This is a genomic window from Comamonas sp. A7-5, assembly GCF_039581385.1.
Classification (GTDB): domain Bacteria; phylum Pseudomonadota; class Gammaproteobacteria; order Burkholderiales; family Burkholderiaceae_C; genus Comamonas; species Comamonas thiooxydans.
In genome coordinates this window covers 525,122-543,689 of sequence record NZ_JBCPWO010000001.1, presented here as the reverse complement: position 1 = coordinate 543,689, position 18,568 = coordinate 525,122, and the positions used below count along the sequence as shown (strand labels likewise).

Genomic DNA, 18,568 nt, shown 5'->3' with positions numbered 1-18,568 from the left:
GCCTCAGCCGTTACCGGGAAATTTGAGCGAAATCAGCCTGAAACGCTTGTGAATGAAGCGTTATCAGCTTCTATCCAAGGAGCGATATGTCCGACAAAGCCATTATTACCTGTTCCATTACCGGGGTACTGACCGATCCGAATCAGCATCATGTGCCCGTGACGCCAGAGCAACTGGCGCAGGAGGCGCGCCGAGCCTATGACGCAGGCGCATCGGTGGTTCATGTCCACTTCAGGCGCCAGGAGGAGGGCAAGGGTCATCTGCCCAGCTGGGATCCGGCAGTGGCCAGGGCCTGCGTGGAGGCCATGCGTGCAGCCTGCCCCGAGCTCATCATCAATCAGACCACCGGCGTGGTCGGCCCCGACTACCAGGGACCGCTGGACTGCCTGCGTGCCACGCGACCCGAGATGGCGGCCTGCAATGCGGGCTCGCTCAACTATCTCAAGACCCGCAGCAATGGAAGCTGGGCCTGGCCACCCATGCTGTTCGACAATCAGCCCGCCAAGGTGCAGGACTTTCTCGATGTGATGGCAGAGACCGGCACATTGCCCGAGTTCGAGTGCTTTGACGTGGGCATCGTGCGCTGCGTGGGCATGTATGTGGAAACCGGCATGTACCGAGGCCTGCCCGAATACAACTTCGTGATGGGGGTGGAGTCCGGTATGCCGGCAGACCCCGATCTGCTGCCCATACTGCTCAGGCTCAAGATCAAGGACGCGCCCTGGCAGACCACGCTGATCGGGCGCAGCGAGATCTGGCCCACCCATTTGCGCACAGCCGAGCTCGGCGGACATCTGCGCAGCGGACTGGAAGACACCTTCTATCTGCCCGACGGCAGCAAGGTCACATCCAACGCTCCGCTGATCGAGCAGCTGGCTCGCTATGCGCGTGATGTGGGCCGTGAAGTCGCCACTCCCAGGGAGGCCAGGCAGATGCTGCACCTGGCAGCCTGAATCAGGGAGAAGTTACAGATGAGCGCTTGTACTCTTCCTCGGACCGTGGCGCAGGCACTGGCGCAGACCGTGGCCGACCATCCCCACAGGAATGCCTATATCGACCAGAGGCGCGGCTACAGCTGGCAGCAGGTGGATGTCATGGCCAGCGCCTGGGCCGCCCATCTGTCCTCGCTGGGCCTGCGACCCGGTGAACGCATCGGCATCATCCTGCCCAACGGTCTGCCCTGGGTGCTGAGCTATTTTGCGGCGGCGAAGACGGGGCTGGTCGTGGTGGGCCTTAGCGTCCGATACCGCGATGCCGAGCTGGACTTCATGCTGCAGGACAGCCAGGTCAAGGCCGTGCTTGCGCCGCGCGAGTTTGCCGGCTTCGACTACCAGAACTATCTGGCGCAGGCCCGTCGGCGTTTTGCGGCGCTGGAGCATCTGCTGTGGGTGGATGAAGGATTCGAGCAAGCGCTGCAGTTCGGCGCACAAGCCTTGCATGAAGGCGACGGTCCTGCACCGGATGACCTGCTGATGATCATCTACACATCCGGCACCACGGGCAGGCCCAAGGCAGCGGGGCTGACGCATCGCTCTCAATTGGGCTCAGCGCTGGCGCAGTATGCACATGTGAAGGCTGCGGCGCACGACATGGTGCAACTGGCCATGCCACTTAACCATGTGGGCGGCATTACCTGCGGCGTGCTGACCATGTTGCTGGCGGGCGGCTGCTGCGAGCTGGTGCCCATGTTCAGCCCCGAAGCCGTGTTGAGGATGGCGCAAAAGCATCCGCCGACCTGGCTGGTGGGCGTGCCCACCATGCTGACGCTGCTGCTCATGCATCCGCTTCTGGTAGAGGTGGATATGAGCCGGCTGCGCCTGATTGTGGTGGGCGGATCGAATGTGGAGCCGGTGTTGCTGCAGCGGCTGCAGCGGCAGTTTCCGGGCGTGAACATCATGAATCTCTACGGCCTGTCAGAGACTTCCGGGGCCATCGCGATGACACCCTGGCAAGCGGATCAGCAAGCCCTGCTGCACAGCATAGGCAAGCCGCTGCAAGGGGTACAACTGCGCGTGGCCGGGGCTGATGGAGAGGAGCTGCGCAGTGGTGAGGTGGGGGAGCTGTGGTTTCGTGGTGCAGGGGTGATTCCGGCCTATGTGGGGCAGCAGCAGGACGAAGAGGTGTTTGCCGGCGGCTGGCTTCATTCGGGTGATCTGGGGTTTGTGGATGAGCAGGGCCTGATCCATCTCAAGGGGCGGCAAAAAGACATGTTCATACAGGGCGGCTTCAACGTCTATCCCAGCGAGGTGGAGGGCGTGATTGCCGGTCATGCGGGCGTGCTGATGGTCGCCGGCATAGGCGTGCCGGACCCCGTGCTGGGCGAGGTGGGGCGCTATTACATCGTGATCAGACCCGGTGCCAGCGTGAGCGAGGAGGAACTGCTCACGCATTGCCGCCAGCAGCTCGCTGACTACAAGCTGCCGCGCCAGCTGGTGTTTCGCACCGAGTTGCCGTTGACCCCGGCAGGAAAGATCCAGAAAGCCTTGTTGCGAGCAGAGGAGTGCTGTTCATGAATGTGCAATTTGATTTTTCGGGCCGCCATGTGATGGTGTTTGGCGGCACCACAGGCATCAACCTGGGCATTGCCCAGCACTACGCGATGGCAGGAGCCCGGGTCTCGGTCGTCAGCCGCAAGCAGGCCAATGTGGACGCGGCCCTGGCGACGCTGGGGGCGCAGGCCTTTGGCGTGGTAGCCGATGTGCGCGATGAACCGGCGGTGGCAGCGGCGCTGGCGCAGGCCGTGGCTTGCCACGGGCCGCTCGACGTGCTGGTGTCTGGTGCGGCAGGCAACTTCCTCGCACCTGCGGAGCAGATGTCGTCCAACGCTTTCAGGGTGGTGGTGGACATCGATCTGCTGGGCAGCTTTCATGTCGCGCGTCAGGCTCTGGCGCACTTGCGGCAGCCGAGGGCGAGCCTGATCTTCATCACCGCGCCGCAGTCCACCGTGCCCATGATGTACCAGGCCCATGTCTGTGCAGCCAAGGCAGGAGTGGACCATCTGGCGCGGGTACTGGCACTGGAGTGGGGTGCCAGGGGCATTCGTGTGAACGCCATTTCCCCCGGCCCCATCGAGGGCACGGAAGGCATGCGTCGGCTGGCCCCGCAGGGAGCTGAAGGAGACGCTCTGGTACGCAGCATGGTGCCGCTGGGACGCATGGGCACGATCGCGGATATTGCCCGACTGGCCATGTTTCTGGGCAGCGATGCGGCCAGCTATATCTCCGGCACGGTCATTGCCTGTGACGGCGGGGCGCAGGGCCAGCTTTCGCCCATGGTTGCTGCCGCCGCGATGGCCATGCCGCAGCAGAATTAGAGACACAACAAGAAAAAGCGTGGGTTATGGGTTCCGGGTTGCACACTATCAAGGAGACAAACCATGATCGAGATGAGTCTGACGAAGGAGGCACGGCGCATCCGGCGCATTGCGCTGGGCGACCTGCTCCACCGCAGTGCGCGCAAGTCTGGCAGCCGCACGGCGCTGGTCGATGGTGCTGAGCGCATCAGCTATGCCGAGCTGGATGCGCGAAGTTCGCGCTTCGCGCATTATTTGCTCTCGACGCTGGGGACGGGCAAGCAGATCGGCATGCTGTGCGCCAATTCCATAGACATGGTGGTGGCCTGCAATGCCATTCACAAGGCGGGGCAGGTGTGGGTGCCCGTCAATATCAAGCTGGAGGTATCGAGCATCGACTACATCCTGCGGCATGCAGAGGTGTCGGCAGTGGTGGTCGATCAGGAGTTGCTGGCCCTGCCCGGGCTGGCCGAAATTCTGCAGCAATTGCAGGTGCCGCTCATCATCACGCGCCCGCAAACGCAGCAAGTACAGCCAGGACTGCCGGGCATATCGTTGGCACAGTCCGAGGCAGGCCAGTCCGATGCTTTGCCCGAGGTTGATATTGACGACAACCAGGCGGCCTTGCTCATGTACACCAGCGGCACCACGGGCAATCCCAAGGGCGTGGTGCATTCCCATCTGTCGGTATACGCGTCGGTCAAGGGCAATATCGACGAGATGAAATATGGCGAGGCCGATGTGCTCAGCGGCTGGTTGCCTCTGTTTCATTGCGCTCAGCATGCACTGGTGCAGACTGCGCTGGCGGCAGGTGCTTGCACCGTGCTCACGCGGCAGTTTGTGCCGGCGGAGGTGGGGCAACTGGTGATGAAGGAAGGTGTGACGATCTTTGTCGGGCTGCCCCTGATGTATGCAGCGGTGCTGGCCGATCCGGGTTTTGCGCCCACCACCATCCGGCAGTGCATCTATGCCATGGCACCCATTCCCAAACCCTTGATCGCCCAGATTGCGCAGCGCATGTGCCGCAATATCTCTCTAGCCACGGGGCAGACCGAGATATATCCGGCCACCATGACTTTCTACCCCTTGCTCAATGCCGAATGCGATGCCAATTTCTGGGGGCGCTCTCTGAGCACGTGTGAGACCGCCGTTATGGACGACGATGGCAATCTGCTGGGAGCGGGCCAGGTCGGCGAGATCGTGCATCGCGGCCCCAATGTCATGCTGGGTTATTTCAAGGACCCAAAGGCGACGGCAGAGGCACAGAAGTTTGGTTGGCACCATACCGGCGACCTGGGCATGTGGGACGCGCAGGGGCGCATGGAGTTCATAGATCGCAAGAAGGACATGATCAAGACCGGCGGTGAGAACGTCGCCAGCGTGAAGGTTGAGGCCGTCGTGCTGGCTCACCCGGACGTAGCTGCCGCTGCCGTGTTTGGCCTGCCGCACCCTCACTGGAGCGAGGCGGTCTGTGCCTTTGTCATGCGCAAGCCGGGGGCTCAGGTGGATTCGGAGTCGATACTGGCCCATTGCCGCAATCATCTCAGCGGCTTTGAAGTGCCAAAGCTGGTTCATTTTGTGGAGGCCTTCCCGTCCACGGCGACGGGCAAGGTGCAGAAAAACGTGATGCGACGCCAGTTCGAGCAGGTGGCCAGAGAGCTTTGGGGCACCTGATATCCGGGCGTGTCCGCAAATGCTGCCAGGGCCTGCAAAAGCAGGCCCTGGTTTCACTCTGCGATCTCCTGCGTCCAGGACAGCACCGGGTCGGTGCGCGTCTCGATGAGCTTGTTGCGGGCCTTGAGCAGCGGGTCCAGCATTTCCGGCTGAGGCACGATCCAGTATTCACCACGGTCAATGGCTGCAAAGACGCGGTTGGCGAACTCCTCGGTGTCCATACCGTTTTCGTCGAGCAAATGGGTCATCATGCCGTGAAACTTTGCCGACGCTGCGCCAGGTGCTTCTCGGAAGATGGCTGTCCTGACGGGGCCTGGTGCCAGCAGCGAGACCTTGATTTGCGGATCAATGGCCGCGAGTTCGCCAGCCAGACCTTCGGTCAGCGCGACCACTGCGAACTTGGTGGCGGAGTAGGGGGCCATCATGGCGCTGGGCAGAAAGCCGCCTACCGATGCTGTGTTGATGATGCGGGCAGGCCGGTTGGCCTTGAGCAGACGCGGCACAAAAGCGCGCAGGCCATTGACAATGCCGTTGACGTTGACTTGCCAGGCCTGCTGCCACTTGGCATCGCTGATCTCCCAGCTATTGCCGGTGCTGAGAACGCCTGCGTTGTTGAACAGCAGATCGACCTGACCGAAAGCTGCATAGGCCTTGTCGGCCAGTGTATCCAGCGACGCCTGGCTGGTGACATCGGTGGCCACGGCCAATGCCTGATTTCCCAGTTCCAGCGCGACTTTCTCAAGACCCGCCTGGTCGCGGTCTGCAACCACGACTTTCATTCCAAGAGTGACTGCCTTTTTGGCAAGGCCTGCACCAATTCCGCTGGCTGCACCGGTGATGACTGCAACTTTCATGATTTCCTCATTGGCTAAATACGAATGAATTAAAGCATTTCCGGCTTATCTATATTTCTCACGAATTCCCGCTTGACAGTTATTGAAGGTGTTTACAGTCTTTATTGATTTATTCAATGAAGAGACCTGCTTGACATATAAAAAATCCGGGCACAGTACGTCCAAATGAATTAATGGTTTCCACTAGGGACTGTAAACACAAACTTATTTTGTAAAGAGGAAAACTCAGAGTGATTTGAATTTGAAAAGAACAAAGAATCTCAATCCTCATCGCCAATTGGTGGCGGTCAGTCAGTATTGAGGTTTGAAAATGAATCCATTCATCAGTGGTTTGGAAGGAAAAGTGGTTCTGGTCACAGGTGGTGCTTCGGGCATTGGCCTGGCCAGTGCCCAGGCCCTGGCCGCCAGCGGAGCAAAGGTAGTGTGCGCCGATCTGCAGCAAAGCCAGGATTTGCCGCAGGGCTGCGAATTTCGCAAGCTAGACGTGAGCAGCGAGAAGCTGACCAATGAGTTGGTTGCTTACATGCTGGACCGCTACGGGCAGATTGATGGACTGGTGACTTCGGCTGGCATTTCCCGCGTAGGTGATCTGGAGAGCATGCCCTTGCAGGAGTGGGAGCAGGTACTGCAGGTCAATTTGACGGGGACCATGCTCAGTGCACGTGCTGTGGCCAGCCACATGAAGCAGCGCGGTCGGGGCTCCATCGTCGCCATCGCCAGCATCAACGGCATGCTGGGCAACCCGACCAATCTGGCCTATTGCACTTCCAAGGGGGCGGTGATCCAGATGGTGCGCAGTCTGGCATCGGATCTCGGTCCTTGCGGCGTGCGGGTCAACAGCATCAGCCCCGGCTATATCCATACGCCCATGACCACCATGCTTGATGAACTGCCTGTAGGCCAGGCTTTCGAGGCCATGCATCTACTCAAGCGGGCGGGCAAGCCGCAAGAAGTGGGTAATGCCGTGGCATTTTTGCTTTCCGATATTTCTTCATTTATTACCGGAGTCAATCTTCCCGTGGATGGTGGATTTTCTGCGGCCAAAGTAATTAATATTTAAGGAATTCCAATGAAATATGATGTCATAGTGATTGGTTGCGGAATGTCCGGCATTCTGGCAGGTATTCACCTGAAGAATAGCGGGAAGAAATTCATTATCCTGGAGAAGGCCGGGACATTGGGAGGAACCTGGCGGGATAATACTTATCCAGGCCTGACTTGCGATGTGCCATCGCACGCCTATACCTATTCTTTCGAGCCAAACCCCGAATGGTCTCGGGTGCTGCCGCCCGGAGCCGAGATTCAGCAGTATTTCGAAGGCGTTTTCCAGAAATACGGTATTGCCGATTTTTCGCAGTTCGGCACCGAAATCACGCGTGCCGAATGGACGGGCGATGCCTGGACGCTGCAGGATCAGCATGGCAAGCAATACCAGGGCAAGGTGGTGGTTGCCGCCACAGGTGTGCTGCACCACCCCAACTATCCGCAGCTCAAGGGCCTGGAGGAGTTCGAGGGGAACACGATTCACAGTGCGCGCTGGGATCATTCGGTACCGCTGGACGGTAAAAGGATTGCCGTCATCGGCACCGGATCAACGGGCGTGCAAATTGTCTCGGCACTGGCGTCGCGTGCCAGGGTGCGGCATTTTCAGCGCACGGCCCAATGGATTTTCCCGGTCGAGAATCCGGCTTTCAGCGAAGAGCAGCGTGCCGAATTCCGCAGCAACCGCGATCTGCTGGTTTATCTGCAGCGCGAACCTACTTATGTGGCCAATGTTGAACGCTTTACCGAGGGTGTGCTGGATCCGAATTCGGAACAGATTCAGGAAATTCAGAAAATCTGCCAGGACAACCTGGATGGTTCTGTTGCAGACGCAACCCTGCGTGAAAAACTGCAGCCTCATTACCGGGCTGGTTGCAAACGCCTGATTTACTCGCCCGACTACTACAAGGCGATCCAGCACCCCGATTCCGAGTTGATCACCGAAGCTATTGCCAAGGTCGAGGAAAAGGGAGTGCGTACCAGCGACGGCGTGCTGCATGAGGTGGACATCATCGTCCTGGCCACGGGATTCAAGGCCGACCGCTATGTGCGCCCCATGAATGTGACGGGCCTGAACGGAGCCACGCTGGAGCAGGCCTGGAGCGATGTGCCCACGGCATACAAGTCCATCTCGGTGCCGGGCTTTCCCAACTTTTACTTCATGAACGGGCCGACCTCTCCCGTGGGCAACTTCTCGCTGATCGATACCTCGGAAATGCAGTGGGGGTATATCTCGCAGCTGATAGAGCGTGCTCAGCAGGCCGGCGTGGCAGGGCTTTCGGCCAGGCCCGAAGCTCTGGCTCAGTACGACCAGGAGCGCTTGCAGGCCGCCAAAGGCTCGGTCTTCGGCTCGGGTTGCAATAGCTGGTATCTGGACAGAAACGGTGTGCCCAACACCTGGCCTTGGTCGCAGTCGCGCTTCAGGCAGGAGATGAGTGCGCCGGTGTGGCAGGACTATATCCACCACCAGACCGAAGAGCTTGTGGCCTGAGTGCCGCCTTGCGCCCGTCCTGGTCGGGCGCGCTCCATCAACTTCAAGGAGTCCCAATGCAGATACACCCCGAAATGGCTGCCGTGCTGGAGCAGTTCAAGGATGCTCCGCCCATGGATTTTGTGGCCACTCCGGTGCCCGAAATCCGCAAGCTCATGGATCATATGGCCTTCCCGCCTGCCGACCTGCCCATGCATGAGGTGCGTGAGATCGATATCCCCGGTGGCGACGGCCAGCCGCTCAAGCTGCGCCTGTACCGTCCCGGCACCGCGCAGGCAGCGCCGGTCATGGTCTATTTTCACGGTGGTGGCTGGTGCATAGGCACGCTGGAAACGCATGACAACCTGTGCCGCCACCTGGCGCGCCTGACCGGCATGAATCTTGTGTCGGTCGATTACCGTCTGGCTCCCGAGCATGTCTTTCCCGCCGCGCTGGACGACGCCTATGCAGCCACGCGCTGGGTGGCATCGCATGCGGCCGAGCTGCATTGCGATGCGCGGCAGTTGATGGTGGCGGGCGACAGCGCGGGTGGCAATCTGGCCGTCGCCACCTGCCTGCGCGCAAAAGAAGACGGCTGGAGAGGCATATCCCAGCAACTGCTGTTCTATCCGGTCTGCGATGCGCATATGGATGCGCCATCGCATGCGCTTTATGGGCAGATGCCGTTTCTCACCACCGAAGCCATGGCCGCGATGTGGCATCACTATCACCCTGCCAGGCCTGCACATCCACTGGCCTCCATCATGCAGTACCCCGATCTCGCTGGTTTGCCGGCAGCGGTGCTGGTGACGGCGGAGCTGGACATATTGCGCGACGAAGGAGAGGCCTTTGGCCTGCGCCTGCAGCAGGCTGGCGTACCCGTTTCCAGCCTTCGTGCGAAAGGCATGTTGCATGGGTTTGCCAACTTCAGCACCCTGGTGCCGGCAGTGGCAAAGTTGCTGCAAGAGGCTTGTACAAAGCTGTCTTTTGGCAAGATATCGGCTGTTGGACAAGCCTGATACATGCAACTGTTCATGTATACAGTTATGTGTGGTGGATGCCTCAGTTTTATCCCCGCATCATGTGGACGCTCTTGTGGAAAACTATGCTTTCAAGCCTTGAAACCCGCGCCAGATGGTGATTTGCACGGATTGCCTAAAAAATAGACGATTTGAGCAAAGGGATTGAACCGAGGGTTTTTACCAGTGGTTCTGAGGCTGTAAAAAAGCCCGCCAACCGTTGCCGGTAGCGGGCTTTTTTGTGGGCTCAAACGTGCTCAGGAAAGTTGCTGAGGCGTGGGGCGTGTACGGTAGAACTGCATGGGAGACTCTTTCATTTCCTTGGCATGCTGGTTGAGCACCGATTTCTTCATCTTGCCAACCACATGCATCTCGCAGGGCTTGCAGTCAAAGCGCAGCGTGAGCTTTTCCTTGCCGTTGATCAGCTGCAGCGGCTCTGCCTTGATGGTGCCCTTGACGCCGATCACGCCCTTGGCCTGTTTGGGACACAGGCTCATCGAGAAGCGCACGCAGTGCTTGGTGATCATCAGCGAGACTTCGCCTTCCTCTTCCTTGCTCTCGTAGGCGGCGTCGATGATCTTCACACCATGCTTCACATAGAAGTCATGGGCCTTCTGGTTGTAGACATTGGCCAGATAGGTCAGCGTGTCTTCAGGAAAAGGCACGGGCGGCTCCACGGGCTTGGCGCGGGGCAGACGCACAAAGCCGTCGGCGCGGGCCTGTTCCAATGCGGCAACGGCATCGCGACGCAACTGGTTGAGCACGGAGGCGGGTACAAACCAGGGCTGACTCAGGCTCAGTGAAATATCGTTCACCTCGAAAACCGTCGCGCCAAAGCGTCCCAGTTGCTCGCGCAGCGTGGCTTCTGCCTTGGCTGGGTCGGTGGCGCTCTGGTGCTCATGCGCGATGGCGGCAGCCCCGACAAACCCGTCCTCGTCGGTCAGCGTCAGCGCAAAGCCGGCAGCAGCTTCCTTGAACTCGGCCCATAGACCGATACGGCGCTCGCTGGACTTCTTCTCCAGCGTGCGTACCCAGTCCATATCGCGGTTGCGGTTGATTTCCAGGCCCTTGCGCAGATCCTTGAATTCGGCGATCTCGTTTTTGGGGAAGACGCGCCAGATGCCTTTTTTGGCGCTCACGCATTCAGCACGGTTGATGTGCACGCCCACCAGTTCCTTTTGCAGATCGTAGTAGCACAGACCGTCGCCGTTGTGCAGCTCGGCGGTCTTGTCGCTGGTTTCGATCTCGAACCATTTGTCGCCGACCTGTGTCACCCAGCCGATGGCACGACCCGGTGTCTTGGGCGTGTCGAAGGCGCCGATGTCATCCTTGCGGCCATTGACGAAGTAGTCTGTGAACTCGCGGTTGAAATTCTGGTCCGGATCGGGTTCGAACGAGAAAGTGGTGCGGCCTGACGACGAGCGCGCCAGCGGCTGATCGGAGAACTCGCGCTCCTCGATGATTTCGTCGAGCAGCTTGCGGTAATGGGCCGTGATGTTCTTCACATAGCCCATGTCCTTGTAGCGGCCCTCGATCTTGAAACTGCGCACGCCGGCGTCGATCAGGGCGCGCAGGTTATCGCTCTGGTTGTTGTCCTTCATGGACAGCACGTGCTTTTCATGCGCGATGATGCGGCCGCTGGCGTCCGTTACTTCATAAGGCAGGCGGCAGGCCTGGTTGCAGTCGCCACGGTTGGCGCTGCGTCCGGTATGGGCATGGCTGATGAAGCACTGGCCCGAGTAGGCCACGCACAGCGCGCCATGCACAAAGTATTCGATGGTGGTGCGGCTCGGGTCTGTCGCGGCGCGCACGGCGGCAATCTGTTTCAGATCCAGCTCGCGCGCCAGCACGATCTGCGACAGACCGGCGTCCTGCAGAAAGCGGGCCTTCTCGGGCGTGCGGATATCGGTCTGGGTGGACGCGTGCAGCTGGATGGGTGGCAGATCGAGTTCCAGCAGACCCATGTCCTGGATGATCAGCGCATCGGCGCCGGCGTTGTAGATCTGCCAGGCCATATCGCGTGCGCCCTGCAGCTCATCGTCGCGCAAGATGGTGTTGAGCGTGATGAAGATGCGGCTGCCAAAGCGGTGGGCGTGCTTGATGAGCCGCTCCAGATCGCGGATGTCGTTGCCTGCAGTCGCTCGCGCGCCAAAGGCCGGTCCGCCGATATAGACGGCGTCCGCGCCGTGATTGACGGCTTCGATGCCGATATCGGCGTCGCGCGCCGGGGACAGGAGTTCGAGCTGGTGGGGCAGGAGAGACATAGGGGCAGGATTATCTCAGCAAGCCCCGGTTTCGGCACAGCGGCGGGTAATCGCCTGTATCAATGGCCGCGTGGGCTGAATGTGCGCGGAAATACCACGGGCCCGCTGCGGTCCGCCAGCCGGTAGCCCATGGCGGGGCGGTTCGACACGCCTTCCACATGGCCGGCTTCGACCAGAAAGTTCGCTGCCAGCATGCGGGTGCGAAAGCCGCTTTTGTCCACGCTGCGACCCAGCACGGTTTCATAGACTTGCTGCAACTGGGGCAGGGTGAAGGGCTCGCTCAGCAAAAAAGCGGGCAGCGAGGTGTATTCGACCTTGCTGCGCAGTCTCTCCACCGCCGTCTGCAAGATGCTGCCATGGTCAAACGCCAGTGCAGGCCGGCGCAGCAATTCATCCACTTCGAACCAGGCCACATCGGCCGCATTGGCGCCTTTGGTCAGTTGCAGCTCATGGGCGGGAATCAGCGCAAAGTACACATGGGTGGCCGACCAGCCACGCGGATCACGTGCCGCGCCGCCCCAGCTGCCAAGCTGTTCCAGATAAGGGCTGTCCACACCCGTCTTCTCCTTGAGCTTGCGCGCGGCGCAGGCCTGCAGATCGGCATCGAGATCCACATTCACAAACCCCCCGGGCAAGGCCCAGAGGCCGGGAAATGGATCATCGTCGTGACCTGGGCGTTGCACCAGCAATACATTCAAGCGGCCTTGCGCAATCGTGAAGATCACCACATCCACCGTGGTGTAGGGGCGAGGAAAGTCCGGCGCTGGCTTGGAGTGACGCTGTGTAACGCTCATAAATCAGGCTTGACGGGATGAATGATGGGTTGTATTGTACAACTTGCATAAGTTGTTCAATGCAACTTATATCCTGTAGCTGGAGCCCGTTCCAAGCATGCAGACGCATGCCGACAAAGCCGGGCCTGGGTTTGCGACCAGGCTGTGGCACCGTGGAAAGTACGCCAAGGTCGGGCGCTGGGCAGCGCTAGAGCCTGTCATGAGCCAGGTCGACAGCTTCAAACAAAGAGAACAAGAAAATGAAAAATCAAAACACCACCGCACGCAGCAAGTTCCTCAGCCTGGTGCTGAGACACAGTCCCGAGACCATAGGCCTCAAGCTCGACGATGCGGGTTGGGCTCAGACCGATGAACTGCTGGCCTGTCTGGCGCGCTCCGGCCGACCCACCAGTCTGGAGGATTTGCAGACCATGGTGGCTGACAACAACAAGCAGCGCTATTCCTTCAGCGCAGATGGCAAGCGCATACGCGCCAATCAGGGCCATTCCATCAAGGTCGAACTGGGTCTTGAGGCAAGGCGCCCTCCGGCAGTGCTCTACCACGGCACGGCCACGCGTTTTCTGGATGCGATCTTTCATGAGGGCCTGAACCGGCAGTCACGCCATCATGTCCACTTGTCCGAAAGCCAGGCAGTGGCTGCTCAGGTCGGCAGTCGTCACGGCAAGCTGGCCTTGCTGCAGGTGGACGCCGCGCGTATGCAGGGCGAGGGCCATGTGTTCTATCGCTCCGACAACGGCGTGTGGCTGACCGATGTCGTCCCGGCCCGGTATCTGCTGAAGCTGCCGTCATGAAAGTTTCAAAAATCATAGCTATCGACGCCGATGGCGTGCTGCTGGACTACAACCTCGCCTATGCCTCAGCCTGGGAGAGGGTATTTGGCGAGCGGCCTGTGTTGAAGCAGCCTGACGCCTACTGGGCCATGGAGCGATGGGGTGTCGCCAGCTTGCAGGGCGAGGCTCTGAACCGTTTCCGCACCAGCCTTGATGCGCAGTTCTGGTCAAGTATTCCCGCGATTGCAGGTGCGCTCCAGGCTTGTGAGCAGCTGTGCGCTGCGGGGTATGAGCTGGTCTGTGTGTCGGCGATCCAGCCGCAGTTCGCCGAGGCTCGGCAGACCAATCTGCGCAAGCTGGGCTTTCCCATATCGCGTGTGATCGCCACCAGCAGCCGTACTGATCCAGGCCTCAGCCCCAAGGCTCAAGCCCTGGCCCAGTTGCAGCCCCTGGCATTTGTCGATGACTTTCTGCCGTATTTCGAAGGCGTGGGCGAGCGGATTCACAAGGCACTGGTGCTGCGCGAGCAAGGCGGGTCGCCCAATACCGGGCCGGGTCTGCAGGCTATTGACTCCACTCACGCCACGCTGGCGGGCTTTTCCCGTTGGTGGCTGAACCATTATCAAGAAGAACAGACATGAACCGAGATTACGAAATTCGATCCGTACCCGATCTGGTGGCCCAGCTCGATCAAGGCTACCGCCCCAAATACCTTTGCTTCTGGGGCCATCAACCCGAAAAGAATGGCTCAGCGGGAAAAGGCTGCCTGAGCCAGTGGTTTCCTGCTCCATTCACCGTCGAAGGAGACCGCTTTGCTACGGCAGAGCATTTCATGATGGCAGCCAAGGCGCGGCTGTTCGGGGATGAAGAGGCGCGCGCTCAGGTGCTGACTTCGCCGTCTCCGGCCAGTGCCAAGCAGATAGGGCGCAGCGTGCGCAATTTTGACGAGGCACGCTGGAAGGCGGAGTGCTTCGATATCGTGGTGCGCGCCAGTGTGGCCAAGTTCTCGCAGAACCCGGCCATGGGGGCGTTTCTGCTGAGAACTGGTGAGCGTGTACTGGTCGAGGCCAGTCCGCGCGACCGCATCTGGGGCATCGGCATGGGCGCGGCCAATCCCGACGCCGAGCAGCCGCGCAAATGGCGCGGACAGAACCTGCTGGGTTTTGCGCTGATGGCCGCGCGTGCGCAGCTGAGGGCCGGACAATGAACACGCTGGACCGTTTTGAAGGCGCTCTACTGGGCCTGGCCTGCGGCGATGCCGTGGGCACGACGCTGGAGTTCCGGGCGCGCGGCAGCTTTGCGCCGCTGACCGATATGGTGGGGGGCGGGCCGTTTTCACTGAGGGCCGGACAATGGACGGATGACACATCCATGGCTTTGTGCCTGGCCGAGAGCCTGGTCGTCAAGGGAGGTTGCGACCCCGGGGACCAAATTACGCGCTACGCCAACTGGTATCAGTGGGGTTACTGGAGCTCCACCGGTCACTGCTTTGATATCGGCACGGCAACGCGCGAGGCGATACAGCACTATCTGCGCACCGGCAATGCGCTGGCGGGAAGTGAAGATGCGCGCAGCGCTGGCAATGGCTCGCTGATGCGGCTGGCTCCGGTGGCCATGGCGTATGCCCATGACGAGCAAGAGGTGCAGGAGATGGCGGCGCTGAGCTCCCGCACCACACATGCCGCTGCGGAGTGCCTGGATGCCTGCCGTCTGTTTGCCGTGACATTGAGCCGCGCCCTGCTGGGCGCCAACAAGGCGCAGGTACTGGATCTTGCCGCGCTGCCGTTTGGCAGCCCACGCATTGCCGAGATTGCACAAGGCAGCTGGCGCGGCAAAAGCCGCGAGCAGATCCAGAGTTCGGGCTATGTGGTGCACAGTCTGGAAGCAGCTTTGTGGTGTTTTGACAGGCTTGAGAGCTTTGAAGCCGTCGTTCTGGAGGCGGCCAATCTGGGTGACGATGCCGACACCACAGCGGCCATTGCCGGCCAGATCGCGGGGGCGTTCTGGGGGCGCAGCGGCATTCCTGCGCACTGGCTGGAAAGACTGCATCAGCAGGCTGATATTCGCGCGCTGGCGCAATCGATTTATGCGCTGAATCAGGTGCTGGCCCGATAGATTGCGCGTGGCCATGCTCCCCATTGCGGGACCTGCTCACACCGTGCAGGCGGGTCACAGATCCTTGATTGTTACCGCGGAGGTCGCGAAAGCCGTACCGGGCCTGCACGGTCTGCGGGTGCCTGTGGCCGTGGTGAACTTGCCGGCCTTCAAAAAAAGGCTTTCCCTGCAGCCAGGAAAGTCCGGCCAAGCGTGCACCATCCCTGTCAACGCGGCACAATCAAGGCCGCTGAGTCGGCGACGGTGCGAGAGCCAGGTCGGCAGCTTCAGCCGAAATCCGAAATATCCCCAGCAGCCGGAGTCTGTGCTCAACGCAGGAAGAGTCGGGCCTGCTCGGGCTTGCTAGCAATTGCTCCAATGGAGTTCTGGTCCCTAGACTCCAAGGTTTGCCCCTTCGCTTGCACATCGAGCTGGTATCGCAGGCTTTGCCGCTACGCTTGAGGCTTTGGCCTGGCGTAGGCTTGCGTGCCACAGCCTTCCGCTTCATCAAGGAGAAAGCATGTCCATGACTGATCGCTCGGTCCAGAGCCGCTGTGTTCGCACCTCGTCTGCCCTGAGCCTGGCCCTGGTCGCCGCATCCCTGTCGTCCGCTTACGCGGCGGATGCGGAAAAGCCTCTGGTGGTGCGCATTGCCCATGGCGGCCCGGTCTCCGGTCCTATCGCAGCCCTGGGCAAGGATGAGGAGAACGGCGTGCGCATGGCGATTGACGAGCTCAACGCCCGCAAGCTGCAACTGGGCGGCCGTCCCGTGCACTGGAAGCTGGAGGCCGGTGACGATGTGGGCGACCCCGGCCAGGCCACGGCGCTGGCACGCCGCTTCTGCGACAGGAAGGTGGCGGCCGTGGTGGGGCATCTTCAGTCGGGCACGACCTTACCGGCTGCCAAGATCTACAACGACTGTGGCATTCCCAATATCACCCCCGCAGCCACCAACCCCGCGATTACCGAGGCAGGCTATGACGACACCTTCCGCGTCATCGCCAATGACCGGGCCATGGTCAATGCTCTGCTGGACTATGCCGTCAAGCACCAGGGCGTCAAACGCATCGCGATCGTGGACGATCGCACGGCCTATGGGCAGGGCATCGTCAAGCTGTTTGAAGCCGCTGCGGCCGAGCGCGATGTGCAGATTGTCGACAAGCAGTACACCAGCGACAAGGCCACGCAGTTTTCGTCCATTCTCACGGCCATCAAAGGCCGCAAGCCCGATGCGATCTTCTTCGGCGGGCTCGATGCGCAGGCCGGTCTCATGCTGCGTCAGATGTCGCAGCTGGCCATGAATCAGGTGAAATTCCTGGGCGGTGATGCGCAATGTTCGGAGCGCCTGCCTGCCATGGCCGACAAGGTGCCGGCGCTCAAGAACGTGGTTTGCGTGATGAGCGGTAGCTCCCTGGGCAATATGCCCGGCGGTCTGCTCTGGAAGCAGAAATACGACCAGCATTTTCCCGGCCAGTATCAGGTTTACAGCCCTTACGCTTATGACGCGACCATGGTGCTGGCCAAGGCCATGCTGAGTGCCGATTCAGCCCAGGCCGAGGCCTATTTGCCCCGCTTGCGCCAGACGCGCTACGAAGGGGTGACGGGCACGATTGCCTTTGATTCGCAGGGCGAGTTGCAAAGCCCACGGGTCACGCTCTACGGCTATGACTCTGGCGAGCGCAAGGAACTGGTGATCAGCGGTCATTGAGCGGTATCGGTGTTTCTTGAAGGAATATCTGCCAAGCCTTTGTCTGTCAGGCACATATAGCTATGGATTCTGATGCTTCCGTGCACGAACACTTCATGCGCCAGGCGCTGGAGCAGGCGCGCCGCGCCGCTGCCTGTGGCGAGGTGCCGGTGGGGGCCGTGGTCGTCAAGGACGGGCAGGTCATAGGCCGCGGTCATAACAGTCCGCTCTCTGCCCAGGACCCCACGGCCCATGCCGAGGTGCTGGCCCTGCGCGAAGCAGCTAGGACTCTGGGCAATTACCGGCTTGAGGGCTGCACGCTGTATGTGACGCTGGAGCCCTGCACCATGTGCAGCGGCGCCATGCTGCATGCGCGTGTGGATGCCGTGGTCTATGGCGCGGCCGAACCCAGGACCGGCGCCGCCGGTTCGGTGCTCGATGTCTTCGGCTACCCCGCCATCAATCACCAAACGCGGGTGCTGCGTGGCGTGCTGGCCGCGCAATGCTCGGCGCTGATGGCAGAGTTCTTCCAGCAGCGACGCCAGGAAAAAAAGGCGCAGCAGCCGCATCCGCTCAGGGACTGGGCGCTGCGCAATGCCGATGAGGCGTTTGCCGACCTGCCCGCCTGGCCCTGGCGGCCGCAGTGGCGCAGCGACCTGCCGGCGCTGCAGGGCCTGCGTCTGGCGGTGGTCGATGAAGGGCCAGAGGATGCAGCACTGACCTGGCTGTGCCTGCATGGCAGCCCAGGCTGGGGCTATGGCTTCCGGCATCTGCTGCCCGATTTGCTGGCCGCCGGTCATCGTGTGGTGGTGCCCGATCTGCCAGGGTTCGGGCGCAGCGACCAACCCAAGAAAGACAAACGGCACAGCGCGCAGTGGCATTTGCAGGTTATCGCCGAGCTGATCGAAGCGCTCAACCTGCGGTGGCTGGTCCTGGTCGGGCAGGGCGATGGCGGCCGCCTGGGTCTGGCTGCAGCGCAAGCCCTGTCAGAGCGCTTTGCCGGCGCGTGGCTGATCGATACCTGGCCGCTGAATGCGCAGCCAGAGCCGCGTCGGCAATGGTTTGAGCAGGCAGCGCGCAAGCCCGGCTGGGATGTGGCCAGGGCCATGGCCGAATTGGAAGGGCGCAGCAATGCCGAAGAGGACCGCGCCTGGAATGCACCGTTTGCGCAGCCCGGCCATCGGGCCGCGCTCAAGGCCTGGCCGCGTCTGCAGACCGAGCTGGCTGCGCCGCCCGCCGATCTGCTGCAGCAATGGGCGCAGGCCGGCAGGCTGTGGCTGCAGCCCGCAGCCACGCAGCAGCCCGTGTCTGCTGCGCAATGGCAGGCAGCCTGGCTGCAGGCCGTTCCGCAACTGGCGGTGCAGGCCGGGGTCTGGCGGCAAACCCGGCCTGGCGCTCCGGTTCCTGCAGCACAGCAGGGCGGTGGTGCAGCGGCTGTGGAATACTTTGCGCCGTAGCCCGATCGGTCAGACCGGCGGAGCAAGAATTTGAACTAGGACTTACGCAAACAAGAATGCAACAAGGGCTCGCCTTCTGAGGCAGTCGCCCGGCCTGAACCTGTTTTGCGGAAGTCGTATGAACTTCTGAATCTGCGGATTCACCCACTTT

16 protein-coding genes are annotated in these 18,568 nt (G+C 61.0%); 13 read left to right on the top strand and 3 right to left on the bottom strand.

Annotated features, from left to right (window positions below; translation table 11 throughout):
* Positions 1 to 86 precede the first annotated feature (86 nt).
* The 4 genes from AAIL67_RS02440 (at position 87) to AAIL67_RS02425 (ending at position 4,966) form a co-directional block, all read left to right on the top strand.
* Positions 87 to 953 carry a 3-keto-5-aminohexanoate cleavage protein gene (locus tag AAIL67_RS02440; RefSeq protein ID WP_343483312.1) on the top strand — a complete coding sequence of 289 codons (867 nt, stop codon included), beginning with the start codon at positions 87 to 89 and terminating at the stop codon, positions 951 to 953.
* 18 nt (positions 954 to 971) lie between these two features.
* Positions 972 to 2,513, top strand: a complete 1,542-nt coding sequence (locus AAIL67_RS02435) for a class I adenylate-forming enzyme family protein (RefSeq protein ID WP_343483311.1) — start codon at positions 972 to 974, stop codon at positions 2,511 to 2,513.
* Complete coding sequence (locus tag AAIL67_RS02430) at positions 2,510 to 3,313, top strand: SDR family oxidoreductase (RefSeq protein ID WP_343483310.1); 804 nt, start codon at positions 2,510 to 2,512, stop codon at positions 3,311 to 3,313. The genes AAIL67_RS02435 and AAIL67_RS02430 overlap by 4 nt, the downstream gene beginning before the upstream one ends.
* Before the next feature lie 63 nt (positions 3,314 to 3,376).
* On the top strand, positions 3,377 to 4,966 hold the full coding sequence (locus tag AAIL67_RS02425; protein WP_063660826.1) for an AMP-binding protein: 1,590 nt from the start codon (positions 3,377 to 3,379) through the stop codon (positions 4,964 to 4,966).
* A gap of 53 nt (positions 4,967 to 5,019) precedes the next feature.
* On the opposite strand, the gene AAIL67_RS02420 is transcribed toward AAIL67_RS02425, so the two are convergent.
* On the bottom strand, positions 5,020 to 5,820 hold the full coding sequence (locus AAIL67_RS02420) for an SDR family NAD(P)-dependent oxidoreductase (protein ID WP_063660827.1): 801 nt from the start codon (positions 5,818 to 5,820) through the stop codon (positions 5,020 to 5,022).
* A gap of 310 nt (positions 5,821 to 6,130) precedes the next feature.
* Here AAIL67_RS02420 and AAIL67_RS02415 point away from each other — a divergent pair, with 310 nt between their 5' ends.
* Genes AAIL67_RS02415 through AAIL67_RS02405 form a run of 3 tightly spaced genes read left to right on the top strand, consistent with a single transcriptional unit; the run spans position 6,131 to position 9,351 of the window.
* Entirely contained in the window at positions 6,131 to 6,880 is a 750-nt protein-coding gene (locus AAIL67_RS02415; RefSeq protein WP_343483309.1) for an SDR family oxidoreductase, read from the top strand.
* A gap of 9 nt (positions 6,881 to 6,889) precedes the next feature.
* Positions 6,890 to 8,353 (top strand): NAD(P)/FAD-dependent oxidoreductase, encoded by a 1,464-nt coding sequence (locus AAIL67_RS02410; RefSeq protein ID WP_343483308.1) that lies wholly within the window; start codon positions 6,890 to 6,892, stop codon positions 8,351 to 8,353.
* 56 nt (positions 8,354 to 8,409) lie between these two features.
* Positions 8,410 to 9,351: an alpha/beta hydrolase gene (locus AAIL67_RS02405; RefSeq protein WP_343483307.1), complete on the top strand. Its 942-nt coding sequence runs from the start codon at positions 8,410 to 8,412 to the stop codon at positions 9,349 to 9,351.
* A 257-nt stretch (positions 9,352 to 9,608) separates the two neighbouring features.
* Here the strand turns inward: AAIL67_RS02405 and AAIL67_RS02400 are convergent, their stop codons facing one another.
* Positions 9,609 to 11,615, bottom strand: a complete 2,007-nt coding sequence (locus AAIL67_RS02400) for a U32 family peptidase (protein ID WP_003063288.1) — start codon at positions 11,613 to 11,615, stop codon at positions 9,609 to 9,611.
* 59 nt (positions 11,616 to 11,674) lie between these two features.
* Entirely contained in the window at positions 11,675 to 12,409 is a 735-nt protein-coding gene (locus AAIL67_RS02395; protein ID WP_034351716.1) for an NUDIX domain-containing protein, read from the bottom strand.
* 239 nt (positions 12,410 to 12,648) lie between these two features.
* Here AAIL67_RS02395 and AAIL67_RS02390 point away from each other — a divergent pair, with 239 nt between their 5' ends.
* From AAIL67_RS02390 to tadA, 6 genes are all read left to right on the top strand, one after another.
* Positions 12,649 to 13,200: an RNA 2'-phosphotransferase gene (locus tag AAIL67_RS02390; RefSeq protein ID WP_034383754.1), complete on the top strand. Its 552-nt coding sequence runs from the start codon at positions 12,649 to 12,651 to the stop codon at positions 13,198 to 13,200.
* On the top strand, positions 13,197 to 13,820 hold the full coding sequence (locus tag AAIL67_RS02385) for an HAD family hydrolase (RefSeq protein WP_343483306.1): 624 nt from the start codon (positions 13,197 to 13,199) through the stop codon (positions 13,818 to 13,820). Before AAIL67_RS02390 ends, AAIL67_RS02385 begins: the two co-directional genes overlap by 4 nt.
* Positions 13,817 to 14,386 (top strand): NADAR family protein, encoded by a 570-nt coding sequence (locus AAIL67_RS02380; RefSeq protein ID WP_343483305.1) that lies wholly within the window; start codon positions 13,817 to 13,819, stop codon positions 14,384 to 14,386. The genes AAIL67_RS02385 and AAIL67_RS02380 overlap by 4 nt, the downstream gene beginning before the upstream one ends.
* Positions 14,383 to 15,294 (top strand): ADP-ribosylglycohydrolase family protein, encoded by a 912-nt coding sequence (locus AAIL67_RS02375; RefSeq protein ID WP_343483304.1) that lies wholly within the window; start codon positions 14,383 to 14,385, stop codon positions 15,292 to 15,294. Before AAIL67_RS02380 ends, AAIL67_RS02375 begins: the two co-directional genes overlap by 4 nt.
* A 499-nt stretch (positions 15,295 to 15,793) precedes the next feature.
* Positions 15,794 to 16,981, top strand: coding sequence for a branched-chain amino acid ABC transporter substrate-binding protein (locus tag AAIL67_RS02370; RefSeq protein WP_343483303.1), 1,188 nt, complete (start codon positions 15,794 to 15,796; stop codon positions 16,979 to 16,981).
* Positions 16,982 to 17,043: 62 nt separating this feature from the next.
* Positions 17,044 to 18,417, top strand: coding sequence for a tRNA adenosine(34) deaminase TadA (gene tadA, locus AAIL67_RS02365; protein ID WP_063660836.1), 1,374 nt, complete (start codon positions 17,044 to 17,046; stop codon positions 18,415 to 18,417).
* Positions 18,418 to 18,568: the final 151 nt, after the last annotated feature.

Excerpts from the sequence above, each read along its gene's own strand:
- AAIL67_RS02440 (WP_343483312.1), top strand. The coding sequence starts at position 87 with ATGTCCGACAAAGCCATTATTACCTGTTCCATTACCGGGGTACTGACC.
- AAIL67_RS02435 (WP_343483311.1), top strand. The coding sequence starts at position 972 with ATGAGCGCTTGTACTCTTCCTCGGACCGTGGCGCAGGCACTGGCGCAG.
- AAIL67_RS02430 (WP_343483310.1), top strand. The coding sequence starts at position 2,510 with ATGAATGTGCAATTTGATTTTTCGGGCCGCCATGTGATGGTGTTTGGC.
- AAIL67_RS02425 (WP_063660826.1), top strand. The coding sequence starts at position 3,377 with ATGATCGAGATGAGTCTGACGAAGGAGGCACGGCGCATCCGGCGCATT.
- AAIL67_RS02420 (WP_063660827.1), bottom strand. The coding sequence starts at position 5,820 with ATGAAAGTTGCAGTCATCACCGGTGCAGCCAGCGGAATTGGTGCAGGC.
- AAIL67_RS02415 (WP_343483309.1), top strand. The coding sequence starts at position 6,131 with ATGAATCCATTCATCAGTGGTTTGGAAGGAAAAGTGGTTCTGGTCACA.
- AAIL67_RS02410 (WP_343483308.1), top strand. The coding sequence starts at position 6,890 with ATGAAATATGATGTCATAGTGATTGGTTGCGGAATGTCCGGCATTCTG.
- AAIL67_RS02405 (WP_343483307.1), top strand. The coding sequence starts at position 8,410 with ATGCAGATACACCCCGAAATGGCTGCCGTGCTGGAGCAGTTCAAGGAT.
- AAIL67_RS02400 (WP_003063288.1), bottom strand. The coding sequence starts at position 11,615 with ATGTCTCTCCTGCCCCACCAGCTCGAACTCCTGTCCCCGGCGCGCGAC.
- AAIL67_RS02395 (WP_034351716.1), bottom strand. The coding sequence starts at position 12,409 with ATGAGCGTTACACAGCGTCACTCCAAGCCAGCGCCGGACTTTCCTCGC.
- AAIL67_RS02390 (WP_034383754.1), top strand. The coding sequence starts at position 12,649 with ATGAAAAATCAAAACACCACCGCACGCAGCAAGTTCCTCAGCCTGGTG.
- AAIL67_RS02385 (WP_343483306.1), top strand. The coding sequence starts at position 13,197 with ATGAAAGTTTCAAAAATCATAGCTATCGACGCCGATGGCGTGCTGCTG.
- AAIL67_RS02380 (WP_343483305.1), top strand. The coding sequence starts at position 13,817 with ATGAACCGAGATTACGAAATTCGATCCGTACCCGATCTGGTGGCCCAG.
- AAIL67_RS02375 (WP_343483304.1), top strand. The coding sequence starts at position 14,383 with ATGAACACGCTGGACCGTTTTGAAGGCGCTCTACTGGGCCTGGCCTGC.
- AAIL67_RS02370 (WP_343483303.1), top strand. The coding sequence starts at position 15,794 with ATGTCCATGACTGATCGCTCGGTCCAGAGCCGCTGTGTTCGCACCTCG.
- tadA (WP_063660836.1), top strand. The coding sequence starts at position 17,044 with ATGGATTCTGATGCTTCCGTGCACGAACACTTCATGCGCCAGGCGCTG.